This window comes from Bradyrhizobium sp. MI1.4 (assembly GCF_055811315.1).
On record NZ_JBVVPP010000022.1, the window covers coordinates 16,585 to 37,573 of the forward strand.

Below are 20,989 nucleotides of genomic sequence, written 5' to 3' on the forward strand. Positions count from 1 at the left end.
TCATCGCCCGGCTCGACCGGGCGATCCAGTACGCCGCGGCGCCAGCGATCAAATCGTGAGGCCGCGGCGTACTAGATGCCCCGCCCTCGTGCGTAACTGCGCACTAGGCGGGACATGACGGACAGTGAGCGAGCACGAGGTAAAGACAACTCGCACCTCGGCGCCGCACATCAACCCGCCGGCACGATCACCATGCTCTTGTCCTTCGGCCAGCGAACGCGCCAGGCGAAATTGATGTCGCGGACCTCACCGGGCTTGGCGTCGAACGACCATTCCAGCACGCCGCGCCGGTCGCGAATGTTGCTTGCGGTCGGCGGCGTGGTCGCAGGCAGCATCTCGACGAGGATGTCCTCGTTCTCGCTGACCGGCAATTGATCCTCAATCGCGACCTTGATCGGGAAGTCGTGACCGTTGCGGATCGTCGTCTTGAACGATCGCTCGTCGGTCTTCGACGTCGTGACCAGGAGACCGGCCGAACCTTCGTTGCGCTTGAGCACCGCGCGCTCGATCCTGACCTTGTCGTCGGCGCCGAAGCCGAGCCGCACGATATCGTCCTTGGCCGAAGCCGAGAGTTTGCCGCGGCCGACGAAAGTCCCGTCGCGATAGATTGCGACCTTGCCCGGCAACAGGCTCGTGTCGTCGGTCTGCTTGAAGCTCGCTTCGAGGAAGGCGGTGGGGTCCATCACCGGTGCCGCGCGCACCATGAGATCGGCGGGCACGGTCATCGAGGCGATGCGCAGGCTCTTGGCGCCCTCGGCGGCCCCGAGGCTGACGCGGCCGGGAATTTTGTAGGTGGCCTGGAAGTCACCGATCTCGGCGACCGCCTGCTGCTCTTCGGCGCGTTCGCGGATATCGTCCGCCGCCTTGGCCGCCGAAGTTTCCATCTTGCGCTGCTGCATGGGCGCCGCCGCAGGCATTGCCGAATCCGAAACTGAGCCCAGCGCCCGCGGCCTCGGTACCTGCGGATATTGTGCGACCAGCGAATTCAGCTCCGGCGCGCTGCCGCCGCGGCCGATGCGGACCGTGGAGACGCCGAGCGTGACATTGGACCAGTCCTCGCCGGTCGATTGCGTGACTTCGGCACGGCGGACAAGCTCGAGCTGTGGTTTGCGATCCTTCGCGCCGGTGTCGAGGCGGGCGCCGTAGAGCGGCAGCCAGCGCGCATTGCGCACATTGTAGGTGACCCTCAACGTCGCCTTGGTAGCCACCGGCGCGGCGATGTCCATGCGGACTTCGAGCTTGCTCGGCGGCTTGGCCTTCCGCTCGACTTCGAGCTGGGCGATCTGCCGATCGATCTCGCGCATCTTGCGCGTGGCGTCGCGGACGGCGGTATCGGCGCTTGCAATTTCCTCGCCGACGGTGGCAAAGGCCGTGCGCCATTCGGCAATCGGCCGCGCCTCGCCCTTGTCGCCGATGCCCGCAGGCGACGCTTCCGCAAAGTGCTCCGCGAATTTGCGCCGCGCAATGGCCGAGTCGATCGCGCCTTGCAGGTCGGCGCGCTGGTCGTTCAGCGCCTCGATGCGCTTGTCCAGCTCCGGCAGATTGACCGGCGCCGCACGCGGCGTTCGCGCATCGATCGTACCGATGGTGAGCTTCGCTCCCCCCTCACCCTCCACCCGGATCGAGGAGGTGTCGAGACCAAGCGGGAAGTCCTTGGCAATGAGCGTCGAGTCACCAGACGGCAGGTCCACCGCGATGACGCGGGTGACGGTCGCGCCATCGGGGTAAACCGTAACGGTATCGATCGCCGATGTGGCGTCCAATTCGGCGGCCCATGACCACGACGCGAATGCCGTGGTCACCAGAACCAGGCTCGTCGTTGCCAAACATTTTGCGGTGATGCGCATCAAGTCCCTCCTCCAAGTCATCGCCGCCGCCAGCCGGACGCGCGATCCAATGCCTCGCCAACACGGTTGGACGCGGCAGGGGAGGAACTGGTTCGATTGGGGTTTCCGTGGGGCGCCGCCGCGGCGGCAGCAAGGCCCGCGACGGAGCGCTTAATCCTGAGGGGTAGAACCCTGCGCGAAGATGCGGCGAAGCAGGTCCGTCACGTTCTTCGCACCGGCCTTCCTCAGAATGCCGGCGCGATAGCCCTCGACCGTGCGCGCGCTCAGATGCATGCGCCGGGCGATCTCCTTGTTGGTCAGGCCCGCGGCGAGATGCTCGAGCACGTCGCCTTCGCGCGCGGACAGGGGTTCGCAGCCGGGCAACCACCGCTGCCGGTTGGAGCCCGGCTGCGCGAACTCGTCGATGGCGGCATCGATCCGGTCGACGATGTCGCGGGTGCGGAACGGCTTCTCGATGAAGTCGGCCGCACCGCTCCTGATGGCGTCGACCGCCATGGCGATGCTGCCGTTTGTCGCGGTCACCAGCACCGGCGCCATGCAGTTTTCCTCGCGCAGGCGCTTGAGCACGTCGAGACCGGAGCGATCAGGCGGCATCTCCAGCAGCACGCAGGCCGGCATCCGCGCCTTAGCCTCCGTGAGCAGAGACGCGCCGTCGGCGAAGCAGATCACGTTGTATGCGCTCTGTTGGAGCGCGGTGGAAAGTTGTTCGCGGGAGGCGGCATCGGTGTCGATGACGAATACCTCACCCTTGGAAAGCATGTTTCCCGGCATAATTCCGATCCAGCAATGTCTTGGTCAAAATGGTCCGAGACGGCAGCGGGGCCTCGTCGCGCCGCGCCGTCATTTGCACAGCACTCACGCCCGTGCTTCGGTTTCACTTATGTATGTTCCACCCTGTTCCCGGATTTGACCGATCGGGACAGAAACTTTACATTTCGGGACATCGGCGGGACGACCGGCAGGAACGGGGCGCATGACCGACCTCATTCGTAGCGCGGGCTTGAGCTATTACCTGGAGGTCGCCCGGTCGGTCGGGCTCGACCCCAAACACATGATGCGCAAGGTCAGGCTGCCGCTGGCCTGCCTCGACAAGCCCGATACACCCATTGCCGTCACAAGCCTGCGACGTCTGCTCGAATTGTCGGCCGAGGCGTCCGGAGCCGAAGATTTCGGGTTGCGGCTTGCTGAACGCGGCGGGCTGACCAATTTCGGCGCGGTCGGCCTGATCGTGCGCGAACAGGCGACCGTTGGTGAAGCCATCGAAGCCTTCTCGCGCTTCATCCCGATCCATCACGACGGCATGAAGCTGGACGTCACCCGCGACAAGCAGACCGTCAGCGTCACGCTGCACCTGCGCGGCCGGCAGCCGGCCGCGCCCCGCCCGGGGGTAGAACATGCGCGAGGCCCCCGGCCCCCCCTACATCAGTCGGGGGTAGGGAGCGGATTGCGGGCCCCGGAAGTGGAACCGCAATTCGGGCCCCCCTGCCCCCCACCCCCGCCCCCCGCCCTCCGACACAACCCGCCACCCCCCCCCCCCCCCCCGGCGCCCCGCCCCCCCCCCCCCCCCCCCCCCCCCGCCCGTCCCCGCCCCCCCCCCCCCCCCCCCCCCCCCCGCCCCCCCCCCCCCGGCGGGCCCCGGCCCCCCCCCCCCCCCCCCCCGCGCCAGTCGATCGACATGGCGCTCGGCAGCGTCCACCGCATCATCCAGTCGCTGTTCGGCAGCGATTGGCGGCCGCAGGAAGTGCACCTGCATTACCCGCCGCCGCACGACCGCAAGCGCTACCGCGAGTTCTACGGCTGCCGTGTGATCTTCAACGCAGAGGACGATTCGATCCTGTTGTCGGCGCACGACATGGAGCGCCGGATCCCGAGCGCGCATCCGCTGATCGCGAGCTATCTGCGCAAGCGGATCGAGGCGATCGAGACGCGGCCGGCAAGCTGGGAGGAGAAGGTCGACGAGGTCGTGCGTCTCCTGCTCGCCGGCGGCGACTGCACGGTCGAGCGCGTGGCCGAGCACCTCGCCTGCACCCGGCGCACTATCCACCGCCACCTCGCCGAAGCCGGCACCAGCTTCTCGGCCATTCACGACGCGCAGCGCGCCGATCTCGCGGTCCAGCTCATCGACGACCCTGGCCGACCGCTGGCGGACATCGCCGTGCAGCTCGGCTTCTCCGCACAGAGCGCCATGGCCCGCTGGTTCCGCGGCCGCTTCGGCTGCACCATCACCGCATGGCGCAAAGGCGTCCGGCCATTGGCGGCAACCGCGGCTTGATTTTCAAGACCGATCACATCGCCCGCGCGAACATGCGAAAGCCCGGCGCACCGATGATCGCCTCGAACTCAGGATCGCGCTTCTCCTCCGCAAAGAGGAAGCCGGCCTTGACGTAGGCGCGCTCGGCGGGCTCGTTGCCGATCAGGAACGATATTGTCGCTCGGGCAAAGCCAGCCGCCCGCCCCTTTTCCAGTGCGTGGATGATCAGCGACTGCACCAGGCCGCGGCCGCGATAGGCGGGATCGGTCGCGACATGCTCGATCATCCAATCGCCCTCGCCGCCCTGAACCCAGCAGGCGCGCGTGTAGCCGCCACGTTGACGAATGGCCTCCAGCTCTGCCGCGGCGAGTCCGGACGTGGCTGCGACTTCCTCGACCGCACGCCAAGCCGCTGGTCCCGTGCCGGCCGCCGGTAGCGCACACAAGGCGGCAGCAGGCTTACCATCGATCTCGGCGACCAGAAATTGCGAGACGTGCCACATCGACACCGCGCGAGCGGCTGCGACGTGCGCGATGAAATCACGGCACTGTGTTTCAGGCCAACCGAGCGCAACGTCGAACCAGCCACGCGGCCGGTAGCCGCGCTGCGATGACAGGATGGTTTGTGCGATGAAATCGGCGTCTTCGGGACGCGCAGACCGTATCGTCATGCGCGCCCCCTTCGCGAAAACCTTACGTGTTCTTCAGTGCGACGCGAAATTCGGCCTCGGTCTTGGCCTTGACCTCGTCGAGCGAGACGCCGTCGGCGAGCTCGATCAGCGCCATGCCGCCGCTGCCGTGCTTGTCGATGGTGAAGACGGCCAGGTCAGTCACGACCATGTCGACCACGCGCTCGCCGGTCAGCGGCAAATTGCACTGCTTCAGGAGCTTTGGACCGTCCTTGGCCGAATGCTCCATCACCACGACCACGCGCTTGACGCCGGCGACGAGATCCATCGCGCCGCCCATGCCCTTGACCATCTTGCCGGGGATCATCCAGTTGGCGAGATCGCCGTTCTGGGCCACCTGCATGGCGCCGAGGATCGACAGATCCATGTGGCCGCCACGGATCATGCCGAAGGAATCCGCGCTCGAGAAATACGAAGTCGACGGCAGTTCGCTCACGGTCTGCTTGCCGGCGTTGATGAGATCGGCGTCCTCTTCGCCCTCATACGGGAACGGGCCCATGCCGAGCATGCCGTTCTCGCTCTGAAGGCTGACGTCCATGCCGTCCGGGATGTAGTTCGAGACCAGCGTCGGGATGCCGATGCCGAGATTGACGTAATAGCCGTCACGCAGTTCCTTCGCGGCGCGCGCAGCCATCTGTTCACGGGTCCAGGCCATCTTAGTCTCCTGATCTCAAGCTGCCGTGCGCGGGCGGGTGTTGCGGAATTCGATGCGCTTCTTGGCCGTTCCGACCTCGACGATGCGCTTGACGAAAAGACCGGGCGTGTGGATGTGGTCGGGATTGAGTTCGCCGGCCGGAACCAGATGCTCGACCTCGGCCACAGTGACCTTGGCGGCGGTCGCCATCATCGGGTTAAAGTTGCGCGCGGTCTTGCGATAGATGAGGTTACCTGCGGTGTCGCCCTTCCAGGCGTGGACGATGGCGAGGTCGGCGAACAGGCCGCGCTCCATCAGGTATTTCTGTCCGTCGAATTCTTTCACTTCCTTGCCTTCGGCGATCAGCGTGCCGACGCCGGTCTTGGTGTAGAAGGCCGGAATGCCGGCGCCGCCCGCGCGGATGCGCTCGGCCAGCGTGCCCTGCGGATTGAATTCGAGTTCCAGCTCGCCGGCGAGGAATTGCTGGGCGAACAGCTTGTTCTCCCCGACATAGGACGAGATCATCTTCTTGATCTGGCGGGTTTCGAGCAGGCGGCTGAGGCCAATGCCGTCGACGCCGGCATTGTTTGAGACCACCGTCAGGTCCTTGACGCCGGAGTCGCGGATCGCGTCCGACAGCGTCTCGGCGATGCCGCAGAGGCCGAAGCCGCCCGACATGATCATCATGCCGTCTTTCAGAACGCCCTCGAGAGCCGACTTGGCGTCGGGATAGACCTTGTTCATGCAAATTACCTTCGAGTGAACCTTCGGCTTGCAGGCGTCGCGCCTTAGTGGCGGCGATTATTAGGCGAAATCGTCCGAAGCCGTCAATGATACGGGGTTCTCCGCTCCGCCCCTGGGTGATAGAAGCTGCCCAAGCCGTGGGCGCAACCGTTCCCGCGGCCTTGAAAGCGACAAGAAAACCCATCAAGTTGCGGCACTTAACACAATAGGTCTTGGGCGTGGGGCGCGCAGGTTTCCCAGCCCGCCTTCTGGCTCCAGCGACCAACTCGATCAGGACATGCCATTGACCATGGCCCAAGGAATGAAGCGCCTCGGGACGCCGATCGCGGCGCTGCTCGGCGTGGCGCTGATCGCCCTGATCGCGACCTCATGGCTCATCAACCGCGACGCACTGCGCAAGGCCGTGGAAACGCAGATCCGCGACGTCACCGGACTCGAGGTCAACGTCGCAGGCGCGATCGACATTTCGGTGCTGCCGGCAAGCTACATCTCCTTCCATGACGTCGGGCTGAAGGGCGGCGGCACCAGCGATCCCGCGCTCCATGTCGACGTTCTCACCGCGAACCTGCGGCTGCTGCCGCTGCTGCTGCAACGGTTCGAGATCGCGGACCTGACGCTGCTGCGGCCGCGCATCCATGTCAGCCTGAAGCCGGACGGTGAAAGCAACTGGACACCGTTCATCCAGACCATCGCGCGCACCATGAAGCCCGGCGCCGAGAATCAAGTGTCGTTCTCTGAGATCCGGATCCAGGACGGCGTGCTCAATTACGAGGACGCTGCCACGCACGGCACCGAGAAGCTCGAGGACATCGACCTGTCGCTGGCTTGGCCCTCGATCTCGCGCTCCTTCGCCGCGACCGGACAGTTCGACTGGCGCGGCGAACGGGTCGACGGCTCGATCAGCTTTTCCGATTTCGTCGCCGCGCTCTCCGGCGAGCGCTCGGGGTTGAAGGCGCGGATCGCGAGCGCGCCGCTCAAGCTCGCCTTCGACGGCAGCGTCGCCAACCGCACCAGCCCGATGATGGAGGGCACGCTCACCATCGACAGCCCGTCCCTGCGCAACGCGCTACGCTGGACCGGCCAACCGCAGCCCGCCAGCGGCGGCTTCGGCCGCTTCGCGCTGAAGGCGCGGGCCAATGTCGTCGGCGCGTCCATCGCGCTCACCAATGTCAATGTCGAGCTCGACGGCAACACCGCCGAGGGCGTGATGACCTACGCCAATAACGGCCGGCAGACGCTGCAGGCGACGCTCGCAGCCGACGCGCTCGACTTCACCCCCTATATCTCGACTTTCCGCCTGCTCGCGAGCGGCGCGCGCGACTGGAACAGGCAGCTGTTCGATCTCAACGCCTTGTCGACCACCGACCTCGACATGCGCCTGTCGGCCGCCAAGCTGACGGTCGGGACGTCGAAACTCGGCCGCACCGCGATCGGCGCGAATCTCCGCAACGGCACGCTGGCGCTCTCGGTCGGCGAGGCCCAGGTCTATGGCGGTATCGCCAAGGGCTCGTTCGGCATCGCGCGCTCCGACACCGTCGCCGACATCAAGGCGCAATTCCAGTTCACCGACGTCGACCTTCAGGCCTGCGCCTCCGAGCTGTTTGGCATCAACAAGCTGTCCGGGCGCGGCAACATCAACGTCTCGCTCCTCGCGTCCGGCTCGAGCCCGTTCGGCCTCGTGCAGTCGCTCGACGGCAGCGCCACAGTGACCGGGCATGACGGCGCGATCGCGGGCTTCAATGCCGAGCAGCTCCTGAAGCGGCTCGAGCGGCGGCCGCTGTCCGGCGGCGGCAATTTCCGCAACGGCTCTACCCCTTACGACAATCTCACCATCGCGGTGAAGTTCTCCGACGGCGTCGCCACCGCCGAGGACATCCGCGTCGAAGGACCGGCGGCGAAGATCACCATGACCGGTACCGCCTCGGTGCCGACGCGCGAATACGACATGAAGGGCGTGGCCAGCCTCAACAGCGCGTCGGGGTTCGAATTGCCCTTCGTGGTGCAGGGCCCCTGGGACGACCCCCTCGTCTTCCCCGATCCGGAAAGCCTGATCCGCCGTTCGCCGGCCTCTGCGCCCCTGCTCGACATGCTGAAAGACCGCAAGCCGGGCGACGCGGTGCGCTCCGCGATCGAGCGCATCACCGGCACCGGAAAACGTCCCGCACCGGCCGAAGCGCCGACGGCGGAGAACGCCAAGGAAGGCGCGAAGTCCAATTAAGGACGGCGATCAAGCGGCGCCAGCAGATCGGCGCGAATTGATCAGGGCGAATTGATGCGGCGATTGGATCGATGCGCACATTAAGCATCTCCTCTCGCCCGACACCCCACGACCTATGTCTGACAAGAAGCCGCTAGATCGGATAGCGGCCATGCGCTAGTGTTTTATACGACCGGTTAAAAACACCGGCCGTTTGAGGGAGAAAAACGTGAAATCCAAGGTTATTGGCGCAGTATCACTGGCGGTCGCTGCGGCCGGGCTGTTTGCAGCCGCTGCACCCGCATTTGCGCAGCAGAAGACGATTACGGTCTGGTGGGGCAAGGGCTTCTACCGCTCCGAAGACGACGCGCTGCTCGAGACGATCAAGAAGTTCGAAGCCAAGACCGGCATCAAGGTCGAATTGTCGCAGTACGCGATCCAGGACATGATTCCGAAGACGGTCGCCGCACTCGATTCAGGCACCGTGCCCGATGTTGCCTATTCCGACACCTACGACGTGCAGGTCCAGGGCAAGTGGGCCTACGAAGGCAGGCTCGAGGACCTCTCAGACATCATGGAGCCGATCAAGGATCGGTTCGTGCAGAACACGCTGGATGCGTCGATCCTCTATAACGACGTCACCAAGAAGAAGGCCTATTACGGCTTCCCGCTGAAGCAGCAGAGCATGCATGTCGAGATCTGGAACGACATGCTTGAGAAGGCCGGCTTCAAGCTCGCCGACATCCCGACCGACTGGGAAGGCTACTGGACATTCTGGTGCGACAAGGTGCAACCGGGGATCCGCAAGGCGACCGGCCAGCGCGTCTACGGCGTCGGCCAGCCGATGGGCGTGGAATCCACCGACGCTTTCCAGTCGTTCTACACCTTCATGGATGCCTATCACGTCAAGCTGGTCGACGACGACGGCAAGCTCACGGTCGACGATCCCAAGGTCCGCGAGAACCTGATCAAGGCGATGAAGGACTACACCGACACCTACATCAAGGGCTGCACCCCGCCGTCCTCGACGACCTGGAAGGATCCCGACAACAACGTCGCGTTCCACAACAAGACCATCGTGATGACCCACAACTTCACGATCTCGATCGCGGCGAAATGGTTCGAGGACTCCCAGAACCAGACGCTCACGCCCGAGCAGCGCGAAGCCGGCAAGAAGGCCTATGGCGAGGATATCATCACCGCGTCCTTCCCGAAGGCTCCGGACGGTTCGACGATCCGCTACCGCTCGGACGTCAAGACCGGGCTGGTCTTCTCCGTGGCCAAGAACAAGGCCGAGGCCAAGCAGTTCATCGCCTTCCTGCTCCAGGAGGAGAACGTCCGGCCCTATATCGAGGGTGCGCTCGGCCGCTGGTTCCCGGTGACGAAGGAAAGCCAAGAGAGCCCGTTCTGGCAGGCTGACCGGCATCGCAAGGCGGTCTACTCGCAGTTCAAGGGCGGCACCGCCGCGTTCGACTTCACCAAGAACTGGAAGTTCACCATCCTGAACAACGAGAACGTCTGGGCCAAGGCGATGAACCGCGTGGTCAGCGAGAAGGTGCCGGTGGACAAGGCGGTCGACGAGCTGATCGCCCGCATCAAGGCGGTCGCGGGCTGATCTCGGACTGCAATAAGGTATATGCTAATACCGGTCGCGGCTCTCCGCGACCGGTTGCTTTCGGTGGGTATGCGATATGGCGATCACACTTTCCGGCTCAGACACAATTCCGGCCCCTCCCCTGTCGGCGCGCCTGACCACGCAGCAGGTCTGGGGCATCTTGCTGCTTGTGCCCTATCTACTCGTCTTCCTGGCCTTCGTCGTCTATCCCGTCGGCTACGGCCTGTGGCTGGCGCGCAGTCCGGCGAACTATGTCGCGCTGTACAACGACCCGATCTTCGCGCGCGCCGCGGTCAACACGCTGATCTTCCTGGTCATCGGCATCAACGTGAAGATGCTGATCGCGCTGTTCCTGTCCGGCTTCTTCGCCCAGCAGCGCCCCTGGATCAAATGGCTGTCGGTGATCTTCATCCTGCCCTGGGCGGTGCCGTCGATCCCGACCATCCTGTCGGTCCGCTTCATGCTCAATCCCGAATGGGGCATGGTCAACCATTTCATCTTCTCTCTCACCGGCGATGACGGGCCGAACTGGCTGAACGATCCGACGGTCGCGCTGACCATGGCGATCGCCGTGCATATCTGGAAGTCGCTGCCGTTCTGGACGCTGATCCTGCTGACCGGGCGGCTCGCGATCCCGCAGGATCTGTACGAGGCGTCCGAGGTCGACGGCGCCAGTCCGTGGCAGAAATTCCGCTTCATCACCTGGCCGTCGATGCAGATGCTCTACGTCACCTGCACGCTGCTCTCGATGATCTGGACGCTCGGCGACTTCAACAGCGTCTATCTGCTCACTGGCGGCGGGCCGGCCGACCTCACGCACGTGCTGTCGACACTCGGCATCCGCTATCTCCGGCTCGACCAGCTCTCGCTTGCGATGGCCTCTATCGTCTGCGCGATACCGCTCGTGCTGCCGCTGATATACTTCATGATGAAACGGTTGTCGCGATGAAGCTTCCCACCCTCCGCGAAGTTGGCACCGAAGCCAAGCTCCTGCTGATCGGCATCCCGGTCTTCATCTGGACCATGATTCCGATCTACCACATGTTCCTGTTCGCGATCTCGCCCAAGGAGGACGCGTTCTCGGGCAAGCTGTGGCCGGATCATCCGACGCTGCACAACTTTCACATCGTGTTCTACCAGGAGCACTATTTCCTGCGAGACTTCTGGATCCAGTTCTGGAACTCGACGGTGATCGCGCTGGCCGCAGGCGCGCTGACCTTGTTCGTCGCGACCGCCGCCGCATTCTCGATCTCGCGGCTTAAGGCGCCGGGCGGCCGCTGGGTGATGAATCTCGCGCTGTTCACCTACTTCATCCCGGCGGCGTTCCTCGCCGTGCCGATGTACCGCACCATGGGCAACTACGGCCTGCTCAACAATCACTGGTCGCTGATCCTGGCGATGGTGACGATCGCTTCGCCTTACGCGATCTGGGTGCTGAAGCAGGCGTCCGACAAGCTGCCGGTCGAGCTCGACGAGGCCGCCGTGATGGACGGCGCGACCACGCTGCAGCTGTTCCGCCTGGTCTATGTGCCGCTGATGATGCCCTCGCTGGTCGCGATCGGCACCTATGCCGTGCTGCTGGCCTGGAACGAATATCTCTACGCGTTCCTGCTCTTGTCCAAGGACACCGATATCACGCTGCCGGTCGCGCTCGGCAACTTCCTCGCCGCCGACGACTCGCCGTGGGAGCTGTTGATGACCACCGGCTTCATCTACGCGCTGCCGCCGGCCGCGGTCTATTACGCCTTCAAGCGCTACATGGTGGGCGGGCTCACGGCCGGTGCGGTGAAGTCCTGAGATCCACGGCGCGCTTTCTTTGGTAGGCAACCAGCAGCGCGATCGTCGAGCCGATGAAATAGCCCGCGGTCGCGCCCGAAATCGCGCGGCCGACGACGAGTGCGAGTGCACGGTCGCTCGCATCGACCGTCGAGATCACGCCGACCGCATACTGCAGAGAGAATATGACGAGGTTGCGGATCAGCGCAAAGGCGCCACCCGCGCGGATGATCTCGCCTGTCTTGTGATCGACGTCGAACGGACGCGACGTTAATACGCCGATCGGCAACAACACCAATGCGGCCCCGCCCCAGGCAACCAGCGGCCACGCGCTATCCTGATGTCCGAAGCCAATCCGCGAAATGCCCCAGACGATGAATACGATCGGAACGATCAGCGCACGCCAGACCGGCGTCTTGCGCGGCTGCATCGCCTTGATGCCCTGCCAGACCAGATAGGCGAGCAAGGTCCAGACCCAGAGCGGCGTATGCACCAGGACCTGATAGGCAAACGTCATCATCGCCTCCCGTTATAGCGGCGCCGCGCTCTCGCCCTGCGAACTCGACAGTTTCGAGGCGAGCGAGGCGATGACGATGACAACAGCAATCAAGGCGATCACCAGCGTGCAGATCGCGTTGATCTCGGGCTTCACTCCGAGCCGCACCTCCGAATAGATCCGGATCGGCAGCGTCGCCGAGCCGGGGCCGGTGGTGAAGCTCGCGATCACGAGATCGTCCAGCGACAGCGTGAAGGCGAGCATCCAGCCCGCGACGATCGCAGGCGCGATCAGCGGCAGCGTTACGGCCACGAACGCGCGCAGGGGGTCGCAGCCGAGATCCATCGCGGCCTCTTCCAAGGAGCGGTCGAGCGAGCCGAGGCGGGACTGCACGACGACGGCGACGAAGCACATCGTCAGCGTGGTATGGGCGATCGTCACCGTCCAGAAGCCGCGCTCCGCGTTTAGCGCCACGAACAGCAGCAGCAGCGACAATCCGGTGATCACCTCCGGCATCACCAGCGGCGCATAGAGCATGCCGGAGAACAGGGTGCGGCCGCGAAACCGCTCGCCGCGCGACAGCGCCACGGCGGCGAGCGTGCCGATCAGGGTCGCAATAGTCGCCGACGAAACCGCGACGCGCAGGCTCATCCAGGCCGCCTCGATCATGGCGCGGTCATTGAAGAACTCGTGATACCAGCGCAGCGACCAGCCACCCCACACCGTCACCAGCCGCGAGGCATTGAAGGAATAGATCACGAGGATCAGGATCGGCAGATAGAGGAAGGCAAGACCCAGCGCGAGCGAGGCGACGTTGAAGCGGGACAGGCGGGAGACCTTGCGCATCGCCTCACCGCCCCTGTTCCAGCTGCCGCTTCTGCAGCCGTTCGTACAGCAGCAGCGGGACCAGCAGCACCACCAACAACACGATGGCCGCGGCGGAGGCGACCGGCCAGTCCTTGTTGGTGAAGAATTCGAGCCACAAGGTCTGGCCGATCATCAGCGCATTGGAGCCGGCCAGGAGATCCGGAATGACGAACTCGCCGACGATGGGGATGAAGCACAGCAGCACGCCGGCGCCGACGCCGGGCAGCGACAGCGGGAAGGTGACGAGCCAGAACACCTGCCAGCGCGGCGCGCCGAGATCGGAGGCCGCCTCCTCCAGCACCGGCTCCATTTTGGCCAGCGTGGCGTAGAGCGGCAGGATCATGAACGGCAGGTAGGAATAGACGATGCCGATATACATCGCGCTGTCGGTGGAGAGCCACACCACGGGCTGACTAACCAGATGCAGCCCCAGCAGGATCTGGTTGAGCAGGCCGTCGTGCTGGAGGATGTTGATCCAGGCATAGATCCGGATCAGGAACGAGGTCCAGAACGGCACGATCACCAGCACCATCGCCACGGCCTGCCAGCGCGCCGGCAGCCGCGCCATGCCGTAGGCGATGGGATAGCCGATCAGGAGCAACAGCGCGGTCGCGGTGACGGCGACGGTGAGGCTACGCACATAGGCGAACACGTAGATATCGTCAGAGACGAGCAGCCTGAAATTGTCGATCGACAGCGCGGCAAAGGCGGCCTTCAGCGCCCCCCATCCCGCCATCAGGTCGAACACCGGCTCGTAAGGCGGCTGCGCGATCGCCGTCTGCGACAGGCTGATCTTCAGCACGAAGCCGAACGGCACCAGGAAGAACAGCACCATCCAGACATAGGGCGCGATCGCGGCAAAGCGAGCCGGTCGCGCAAAAATGCGGCGCCCGCTCATGACGGCAGCACCACGCAGTCGTCGGGCGTGAACCAGGCGACGACAGGCTGGTTCAGGCTGTAGGCGTCGACATCAAGGCGCGCACTGTTGGCGACCGAAGCCTGCACCATCCCTCCGGCCTCGAGCTTCACCTTGTAAGTGGTGGTGCCGCCGAGATAGCAGATGTCGGCGATCACGCCGTCCAGCTGGTTGATCGCCGTTTCATGACCGGCCTCCCTCGCCGGACCACGGCGCGACAGCCTGACCTTTTCGGGGCGGATCGCAACCGATAATCTGACCTCGCCGAACGGCTCGCGCGGCTCCGCCACCACCAACGGTCCCGCATCGCGCGTGCCTATGACCAGACGATGACCGTCGCGCAATTTGGACTCGGCGTCGAACAGGTTGATGTCGCCGACAAACTCCGCGATCCAGCGCGAGCGTGGCGCCTCGTAGAGTTCGCGGGGACTCGCGACCTGCGCGAGCTTGCCGTCTCTCATCACGCCGATCCGGCTCGCCATCGTCATCGCCTCTTCCTGGTCGTGGGTGACGATGATGAAGGTCATGCCGAGCCGGCGCTGAAGCTCCATCAGTTCGCCTTGGGTGCTTTCGCGCAGCTTCTTGTCCAGCGCTGCGAGCGGCTCATCGAGCAGAAGGAGCTGCGGGCGTCGCGCCAGTGCACGCGCCAACGCCACGCGCTGGCGCTGTCCCCCGGAGAGCTGGTCGGGCTTGCGCTTCTCGAGTCCGTCGAGCTTCACCAGCGCAACCATCTCCGCCACACGCGTGGCGATGTCAGCGCGCGCCATACCGGCGCGCTTCAGGCCGAAGGCGATGTTGTCGCGCACCGACAGGTGCGGAAACAGCGCGTAGTTCTGGAACATCATGTTGATCGGCCGCTCATGCGGCAGCGCCTGCGCGATGTCCTTGCCGCCGAGCAGAATGCGCCCTTGATCCGGCGCTTCGAAACCGGCGAGCATGCGCAGAAGCGTGGTCTTGCCGCAGCCGCTGGGCCCGAGCAGCGCAAAGAACTCGCCGGCCTTGATGTCGAGCGAGACGCCATCGACGGCCCGGAACGTCCCGAACGTCTTGGCAACGCCCTCGATGCGCAGCAACGGCTCGCCGGCAGCGAACTGCGTCTCTCCGACCGCAGCCGCAGCCGCGTCTGTTCTGGGCAACTCGTCAGTCATGGTTCCTGCCAACCCCAATCAAGCCGCACGCTAGCGGCCGATCGTCCCTCACTCAACCGGTTAGAGGCCGTTCGTTCACGCATTCGCCATGAACGCAGCCAGCGCATCGCATTCCCCCGCTGACATCGTCAGGCCGAGCTTGGAGCGGCGCCACAGGATGTCCTCGGGAAAACGCGCCCATTCGTGGGTCATGAGATAGCGCACCTCGGCCCCGGTCAGTTCGGGACCGAAGGCGGGGCCGAGATCGTCCCGGGTCTTCGCCTCGGCAAGCACAGCCGATAGCCGCGAGCCATAGGCCGCGACGAGGCGTTGGGCCTGCGCCTCCGAGAGAAAGCGCCAGCGGTCACGCGCAAGATCGACCTCGGTGTCGAAACGATCCCAGGCAAAATCTCCGCCCGGCAGCGCCGCGCCTGCGGTCCAGGGCGGCGACATCGGATAGAACGGCGTCAACTTCGTCACCGCGCGCTCCGCCCGCAGGCGCGAGGTGGTGACGTCACCGCCAAACATCGTGATCAGCGGCGCCTTGCGCCGTCGCGCGTCGAACAGCGTCGTGCCATCACGCCCGCGCGCGGACGCCAGCGTCAGGTTGACGCCGGAGACCGCGCGCACCACGTCGGTCGGGGCAACGCGCTCGCGGAAATAGCGACTGGCCGCTTCGCAGAGATAGCTGACGTCGGCCCCCCGCATCGCGACGATCGCAGGATCGCCGGTGAAATCGTGCGTGACTGTTCCGATCAGGGTGAAATCGCGCGCGAGGGGACTCGCGAAGATCAGCCGGCCATCGCTGTTCTGGAAGACGTAGACGTTATCGGAATCGAACAACCGCGGGACGATGATCTGGCTCATCTGCATCGCCGCCATGGCGGGTTGCGGCTGCCGCAGCACGGTCTCGGCGACTATCGACGTCCAGCCGCCGGTGGCGTTGGCCAGCGCCCGGGCCGTGATCGTGCGACGATGGCCGCGGTCGACCACCGCGAGCCGCCATGTGTCGGTTCGATCGGCGCGCACACAGCGCGCTCCAGTCCGAATCACGGCGCCGCGCTCGGCCGCATCCAGTGCCGTGAGCACCACCAGTCGGGAATCGTCGACAACGCAATCCGAATATTCGAAGGCCGTGCCGAATGGTCGTTTCAGCGCGTTGCCGACCGAATGATGCGTGATGTCGAGGGTCGCCGTTGCAGGCAGGCCGCACCGGCTGGTGAGGCTGTCGTAGAGGAGCAGGCCGACGCGCAGCAGCCATGGTGGGCGCTCGTCGGAATGCGCCGGGATCACGAAGCGCATCGGCCGAACCAGATGCGGCGCGATCCGGAGCCAGATCCGGCGCTCGGCGAGCGCCCGGCGCACCCGGCGGAAGCCGCGCCGTTCCAGAACCGAGAGATCGCCATGGATCAGCCGCGGCGTTGCCGACGACGCCGCGCCGCCCAGATCGCCCTGCTCCAACAGGATGACCCGCAGGCCGCGGCCGGCGGCATCGCGGGCGAGGCTGACGCCGTTCAGGCCGCCGCCGATGATCGCAAAATCGTAATCCGCCATGAAGCCGTCGAATGGGAGCGAAACGCTCGCCATCTCTAGAGCCATTTCCCTTCCGATGAAAATCGGAACGGGGCTCTAGATTCTGATTTGGCGCGTTTTCTTGACGCGAACCCGCATCCGCTGCGCTCGAAAAACGCTCTAGCCGGTCTTGAGCGCAAGCTCCATGACTTCGGCACGACCGACGAGGCCGGCATATTTCCCGATCGGCAGTGGCTTGCCGAGCAGATAGCCCTGCACGCCGTCACAGCCTTCCGCGGCGAGGAAGGCGAGTTGTTCCAGCGTCTCGACGCCCTCGGCGACGATCGACATTTCCAGGCCATGGCCGAGATCGATCACCGCGCGCACGATCGCCGCCGATTGCGGGTTGCGGCCGAGATTGATGATGAAGGCGCGGTCGATCTTGATCTTGTCGAACGGGAATGCCTGGAGATAGCTCAGCGAGGAATAACCGCTGCCGAAATCGTCCATGGAGATGCGCACGCCGAGCGCCTTGAGCCGGCGCAGCAGCGCCAGACCGCGATCGAAGTCCTCGATCAGCACGCCCTCGGTGATCTCGAGTTCGAGCCGACCGGGTGCGAGACCCGTCTCGAGCAGGATGGAATGCACGAGTCCGACCACGTCGCCGTGCATGAACTGCGCCGGCGACAGGTTGACCGCGATCTGAAGCGGCTTCGGCCAGGACGCGGCCTCGCGGCAGGCTTCGCGCAGGATCCACTCGCCCATCTCGACGATCAGGCCGCTTTCCTCCGCGATCGGGATGAATTCGGCCGGGGAGACCTGGCCGCGCACCGGATGCTGCCAGCGCGCCAGCGCCTCGAAGCCGATGATCTCGCTCTCGGCGACGCTGTGGCCCGCTGCTCCCTGCGGCTGGAAGGCGAGCGAGAGCTCGCCGTTCTTGATCGCCATCGAGAGATCCTGGTGCAGCACGCGGCGATCGCGGATCTGCTGGTCCATCTCCGGCTGGAACAGGCTGATCGTGCCGCGCGACTTCTGCTTGGCGCGGAACAGCGCCGCGCCGGCATTGGCGAGCAACGAGGCGGCGTCGGCGCCGTTGTGCGGGAAGATCGACATGCCGGTGGTGACGCCGGCGCGGACCGGGCGGCCGTCGATCTGGAATTCCTTAGCGACGGCATCACCGATCTGCTGCGCCAGCGCGAGACCTGCATCCGGCTGCTTACCGTCGATGATCAGGCCGAACTCGTCGCCGGACAGGCGCGCCACCACGCCGCCGCGCGCGGAGTCCTGGAGCCGCTGGGCCACCTCGACCAGGAGCTTGTCGCCGTGCGCATGACCGAAGACGTCGTTGACCTCCTTGAGACCGTCGAGATCGACGCACAGAACCGCGAACTCCTCGCCGGTGCCCTCGCAGGCCTCGATCATCTGGGTCAACGCCTGCAGGAAAGCGGCACGGTTCGGCAAATCGGTGAGGCCGTCGTGATAGGCCATGTGCGCCATGCGCGACTCGGTCTGCCGGCGATCGGTGACGTCCTCGTGGGTCTTGATCAGATATTGCGGCTCGCCGGTGTCGCTCAGCACGGTGGCGCGGCGGGTGAGGAACAGCCGCAGCCCGTCCTTGGTGGAGATCGGGTGCTCTTCGGTGATCATCCCACGCTTCTTGATCGCGGCTTCGTCGCGCGCGATGATCAGCTTGGCTTCCTTGGGATTGAAGATGTCGGACGCGGTCAGGCCCGTGGCTTCCTCGCGCCTGCGGTTGAGGATCGTCTCGGCGCTGCGGTTGGCGAGCAGGTAGCGGCCGTCCTTGACCTGCTCGACGATCAGGGCCACCGGGATGTTGTCGACCACGAGCTCGAGGAACTTCTTCGTGCTCTCCAGCTCCTTCGACAGCGAGCGGCGATCGGTGATGTCCTCGAACACGAGCATCAGGAATTCGGGTTTGTTGCTCTCGTTGCGGACAACGATCCGGATCGAGGCAACCATGCGTCGCTCACCGGCGCGGTCGACCTCGAATTCGTTGCGAAACTGGCCGTCCGGCGAATCGAGTGCCGTGCGGTCGGTCGCCTCGATGCTGTCCGCCGAGATCGGCGCAAACAGCTCGCGCGCGTTCTTGCCGACGACATGGTCGCGCGAGAAGCCCCAGAACCGCTCATAGGCGCTGTTGGCGAAGATGTAGCGACCATCCTCGATGTTCTTTGCGGCCACGCAGGCCGGCACGTTGTCCAGCACCGTTTCCAGGAACTGCTTGGTGGAGGCGAGCTGCCGCGACAGCCTGCGCTGCTCGCTGACGTCCAGATGCGTCGTCACCGAGCCGCCGTTGGGCAGCACGAAATATTTCACCAGGATGGCCCGCCCGTCCGGCAGTTCGGTGATCAAGCCGTTGGTGCTTGCCGCCTTCTCGTAGAACTCGTCGTTGGAGGCGGCGCCGAGCACCCCGCGCTTGCGTCGCAGCTCAAGGAGTTCGTAGCCGTTCATGTTGGCCCAGAGATCCGACCGCGCCAGGCCGTAAATCTCGATATAGCGGTCGTTGCAGAAGATGACGCGCCGCTGCGCATCCGTCATCACCACGCCCTGGTTGAGATTGTTCATGGCGGAGGAGACGAAGGCATTGCGCCGCAGCTGCAGACGCCTGGTCCGGCGCAGCGAGGAATGGATCCACAGCGCGATCGCGGCGAAGAACGAACAGATCACAATTCCCGCGATCAGGGCTTCCCAGATCACGTTGGGATCAAGCTCGCCGAGATAGCTCGGAGGGGTGAAGCTGTCTGAGAGGGCAAAGGCGCGCGCAGGCGCGACCGCTGCGGCCAGGCACACGACGGCCTGCACCGCAATCGGAAGCGCGCTGCCCGCGTGCCAGTTCTTCTCAGCCATCAGCCACCCGCGATTTCAACGTCGGATTGTCTGGCCTCGCGAGTTTGGATCGGGTAAACGCCTGTACGCGCAACGGAACAATGTGGCATCAAATACGGCAATTGCCCTGACATGATAAATGCTTCCTTAACGGAAAAAGCCCCCGCGCCGCCCTCCCCAGGCGTGGGGCCATCGTCGCTTCGAGCGGACGTCCTGCACGACCATGGATAGGGTGGACTGCGTCGTCATCGGAGCCGGCGTGATCGGGCTCGCGGTGGCTCGAAAGCTGGCGCAAGCCGGGCGCGAGGTGATCGTGCTCGAGCAAGCCGAGGCCATCGGCACCATCACCTCCTCGCGCAACAGCGAGGTGATCCATGCCGGCATCTACTACCGCGCCGGAAGCTGGATGGCGCGCATGTGCGTCGACGGCAAGCACGCGCTCTATCGTTACTGTTCCGAGCGCGGCATCCCGCACAGGAATTGCGGCAAGCTGATCGTCGCGACCAATCCGAAAGAGACCGAGAAGCTGCAATCGATCAAGGCGCATGCCGAGGCCAACGGCGTGCTCGACATGCAGTTGCTCACGGGTGATGCGGCACGTGCGCTGGAGCCGGCGCTCGCCTGTGACGCCGCGCTGCTGTCGCCGTCGACCGGCATCATCGACAGCCACGCCTACATGCTCTCGCTGCGCGGCGAAGCCGAGGACGCGGGCGCGGCCTTCGCGTTTCACACCCCGCTGATCCGTGCCAAGGCGACCGCCGGCGTCATCGAGATCGAGGCGGGCGGCGAAGCGCCGATGACGCTGCAATGCAGCCTCCTCGTCAACGCCGCCGGGCTCTCGGCGACCACCGTGGCGCGCAACATCGAGGGCATGCCGCTGGAACGGATCCCGACGGCCTACCTCGCCAAGGGAAACTACTTCAGCTGCAATGCTAGGGCGCCGTTCTCGCGCCTGATCTATCCGGTGCCCGAGCCCGGTGGCCTAGGGGTGCATCTGACGCTGGACATGGCCGGGCAGGCCCGTTTCGGCCCTGACGTCGAGTGGATCGAGACGATCGACTATGAGGTCGACCCGTCACGCGCCGAGCGCTTCTACCCGGCGATCCGCAAATACTGGCCGACGTTGCCTGACGGTGCTCTCATGCCGAGCTATTCGGGCATCCGCCCGAAGATCGTGCCGCCGGCGGTGGCCACGCAGGATTTCTTGATGCAGGGCCCGCGCGATCACGGCGTCGAAGGCCTGATCAATCTGTTCGGCATCGAGTCGCCCGGATTGACGTCATCGCTCGCGATCGCGGATCACGTCGCCGAGCTCGCAAACATCTAGTGGTTTAAAGCGAATTGGATTCCGGTTGCGCGTAAAGAACTGCGTCCAGACAAGACGCTGGAGCCGCGCAAATCCTTGCACGCTGCGCGCCTTGCGGCAGGGATGAGCGCAAAGGCTCCCATCCCTGCCTGAAAGGGTGCGATCA

17 protein-coding genes are annotated in these 20,989 nt (G+C 65.0%); 6 read left to right on the top strand and 11 right to left on the bottom strand.

Features of this window, described 5'->3' with window-relative positions; translation table 11 throughout:
- Positions 1-170: 170 nt before the first annotated feature.
- Together AC0L23_RS22880 and AC0L23_RS22885 are read right to left on the bottom strand one after the other, a co-directional pair.
- Positions 171-1,847 carry a mucoidy inhibitor MuiA family protein gene (locus tag AC0L23_RS22880; RefSeq protein WP_473357440.1) on the bottom strand — a complete coding sequence of 559 codons (1,677 nt, stop codon included), beginning with the start codon at positions 1,845-1,847 and terminating at the stop codon, positions 171-173.
- 150 nt (positions 1,848-1,997) lie between these two features.
- Entirely contained in the window at positions 1,998-2,618 is a 621-nt protein-coding gene (locus AC0L23_RS22885) for a response regulator transcription factor (RefSeq protein ID WP_085359434.1), read from the bottom strand.
- Between the two features lie 202 nt (positions 2,619-2,820).
- Between AC0L23_RS22885 and AC0L23_RS22890 the strand changes: the two genes are divergently transcribed.
- Entirely contained in the window at positions 2,821-4,119 is a 1,299-nt protein-coding gene (locus AC0L23_RS22890) for an AraC family transcriptional regulator (protein ID WP_473357441.1), read from the top strand.
- A gap of 13 nt (positions 4,120-4,132) precedes the next feature.
- Here AC0L23_RS22890 and AC0L23_RS22895 read toward each other — a convergent pair whose 3' ends face one another.
- The 3 genes from AC0L23_RS22895 to AC0L23_RS22905 are packed head-to-tail and all read right to left on the bottom strand — an operon-like array spanning position 4,133 to position 6,164.
- Positions 4,133-4,768, bottom strand: a complete 636-nt coding sequence (locus AC0L23_RS22895) for a GNAT family N-acetyltransferase (protein WP_085359438.1) — start codon at positions 4,766-4,768, stop codon at positions 4,133-4,135.
- A gap of 22 nt (positions 4,769-4,790) precedes the next feature.
- Positions 4,791-5,441 carry a CoA transferase subunit B gene (locus AC0L23_RS22900; protein WP_007596236.1) on the bottom strand — a complete coding sequence of 217 codons (651 nt, stop codon included), beginning with the start codon at positions 5,439-5,441 and terminating at the stop codon, positions 4,791-4,793.
- A gap of 15 nt (positions 5,442-5,456) precedes the next feature.
- On the bottom strand, positions 5,457-6,164 hold the full coding sequence (locus tag AC0L23_RS22905) for a CoA transferase subunit A (RefSeq protein WP_085349162.1): 708 nt from the start codon (positions 6,162-6,164) through the stop codon (positions 5,457-5,459).
- A gap of 289 nt (positions 6,165-6,453) precedes the next feature.
- On the opposite strand from AC0L23_RS22905, the gene AC0L23_RS22910 reads away from it, so the two are divergent.
- The 4 genes from AC0L23_RS22910 to AC0L23_RS22925 all read left to right on the top strand — a co-directional run bounded on the left by AC0L23_RS22910 (position 6,454) and on the right by AC0L23_RS22925 (position 11,773).
- Positions 6,454-8,382, top strand: coding sequence for an AsmA family protein (locus tag AC0L23_RS22910; RefSeq protein WP_162496341.1), 1,929 nt, complete (start codon positions 6,454-6,456; stop codon positions 8,380-8,382).
- Between the two features lie 208 nt (positions 8,383-8,590).
- Entirely contained in the window at positions 8,591-9,976 is a 1,386-nt protein-coding gene (locus AC0L23_RS22915) for an ABC transporter substrate-binding protein (protein ID WP_018453835.1), read from the top strand.
- A 76-nt stretch (positions 9,977-10,052) separates the two neighbouring features.
- Entirely contained in the window at positions 10,053-10,925 is an 873-nt protein-coding gene (locus AC0L23_RS22920; RefSeq protein ID WP_018453834.1) for a carbohydrate ABC transporter permease, read from the top strand.
- The gene (locus AC0L23_RS22925; RefSeq protein WP_018453833.1) at positions 10,922-11,773 is read left to right on the top strand and encodes a carbohydrate ABC transporter permease; all 852 of its coding nucleotides are present in this window, start codon (positions 10,922-10,924) and stop codon (positions 11,771-11,773) included. Before AC0L23_RS22920 ends, AC0L23_RS22925 begins: the two co-directional genes overlap by 4 nt.
- Here AC0L23_RS22925 and AC0L23_RS22930 read toward each other — a convergent pair.
- The 6 genes from AC0L23_RS22930 to AC0L23_RS22955 form a co-directional block, all read right to left on the bottom strand.
- Positions 11,748-12,269, bottom strand: a complete 522-nt coding sequence (locus tag AC0L23_RS22930; protein WP_085349159.1) for a DUF6622 family protein — start codon at positions 12,267-12,269, stop codon at positions 11,748-11,750. The genes AC0L23_RS22925 and AC0L23_RS22930 overlap by 26 nt on opposite strands.
- Before the next feature lie 12 nt (positions 12,270-12,281).
- Positions 12,282-13,094, bottom strand: a complete 813-nt coding sequence (locus AC0L23_RS22935) for an ABC transporter permease (protein WP_085349158.1) — start codon at positions 13,092-13,094, stop codon at positions 12,282-12,284.
- 4 nt (positions 13,095-13,098) lie between these two features.
- Complete coding sequence (locus AC0L23_RS22940) at positions 13,099-14,013, bottom strand: ABC transporter permease (protein ID WP_085359440.1); 915 nt, start codon at positions 14,011-14,013, stop codon at positions 13,099-13,101.
- Entirely contained in the window at positions 14,010-15,179 is a 1,170-nt protein-coding gene (locus AC0L23_RS22945; RefSeq protein WP_085359442.1) for an ABC transporter ATP-binding protein, read from the bottom strand. Before AC0L23_RS22945 ends, AC0L23_RS22940 begins: the two co-directional genes overlap by 4 nt.
- Before the next feature lie 75 nt (positions 15,180-15,254).
- Entirely contained in the window at positions 15,255-16,712 is a 1,458-nt protein-coding gene (locus tag AC0L23_RS22950; RefSeq protein ID WP_317246391.1) for a glycerol-3-phosphate dehydrogenase, read from the bottom strand.
- Between the two features lie 138 nt (positions 16,713-16,850).
- Positions 16,851-19,538: a sensor domain-containing protein gene (locus AC0L23_RS22955; RefSeq protein WP_018453827.1), complete on the bottom strand. Its 2,688-nt coding sequence runs from the start codon at positions 19,536-19,538 to the stop codon at positions 16,851-16,853.
- Between the two features lie 202 nt (positions 19,539-19,740).
- On the opposite strand from AC0L23_RS22955, the gene AC0L23_RS22960 reads away from it, so the two are divergent.
- A complete protein-coding gene (locus AC0L23_RS22960; RefSeq protein ID WP_018453826.1) occupies positions 19,741-20,844 on the top strand; it encodes an NAD(P)/FAD-dependent oxidoreductase in 1,104 nt (367 codons plus the stop codon).
- The last annotated feature ends 145 nt before the right edge of the window (positions 20,845-20,989 follow it).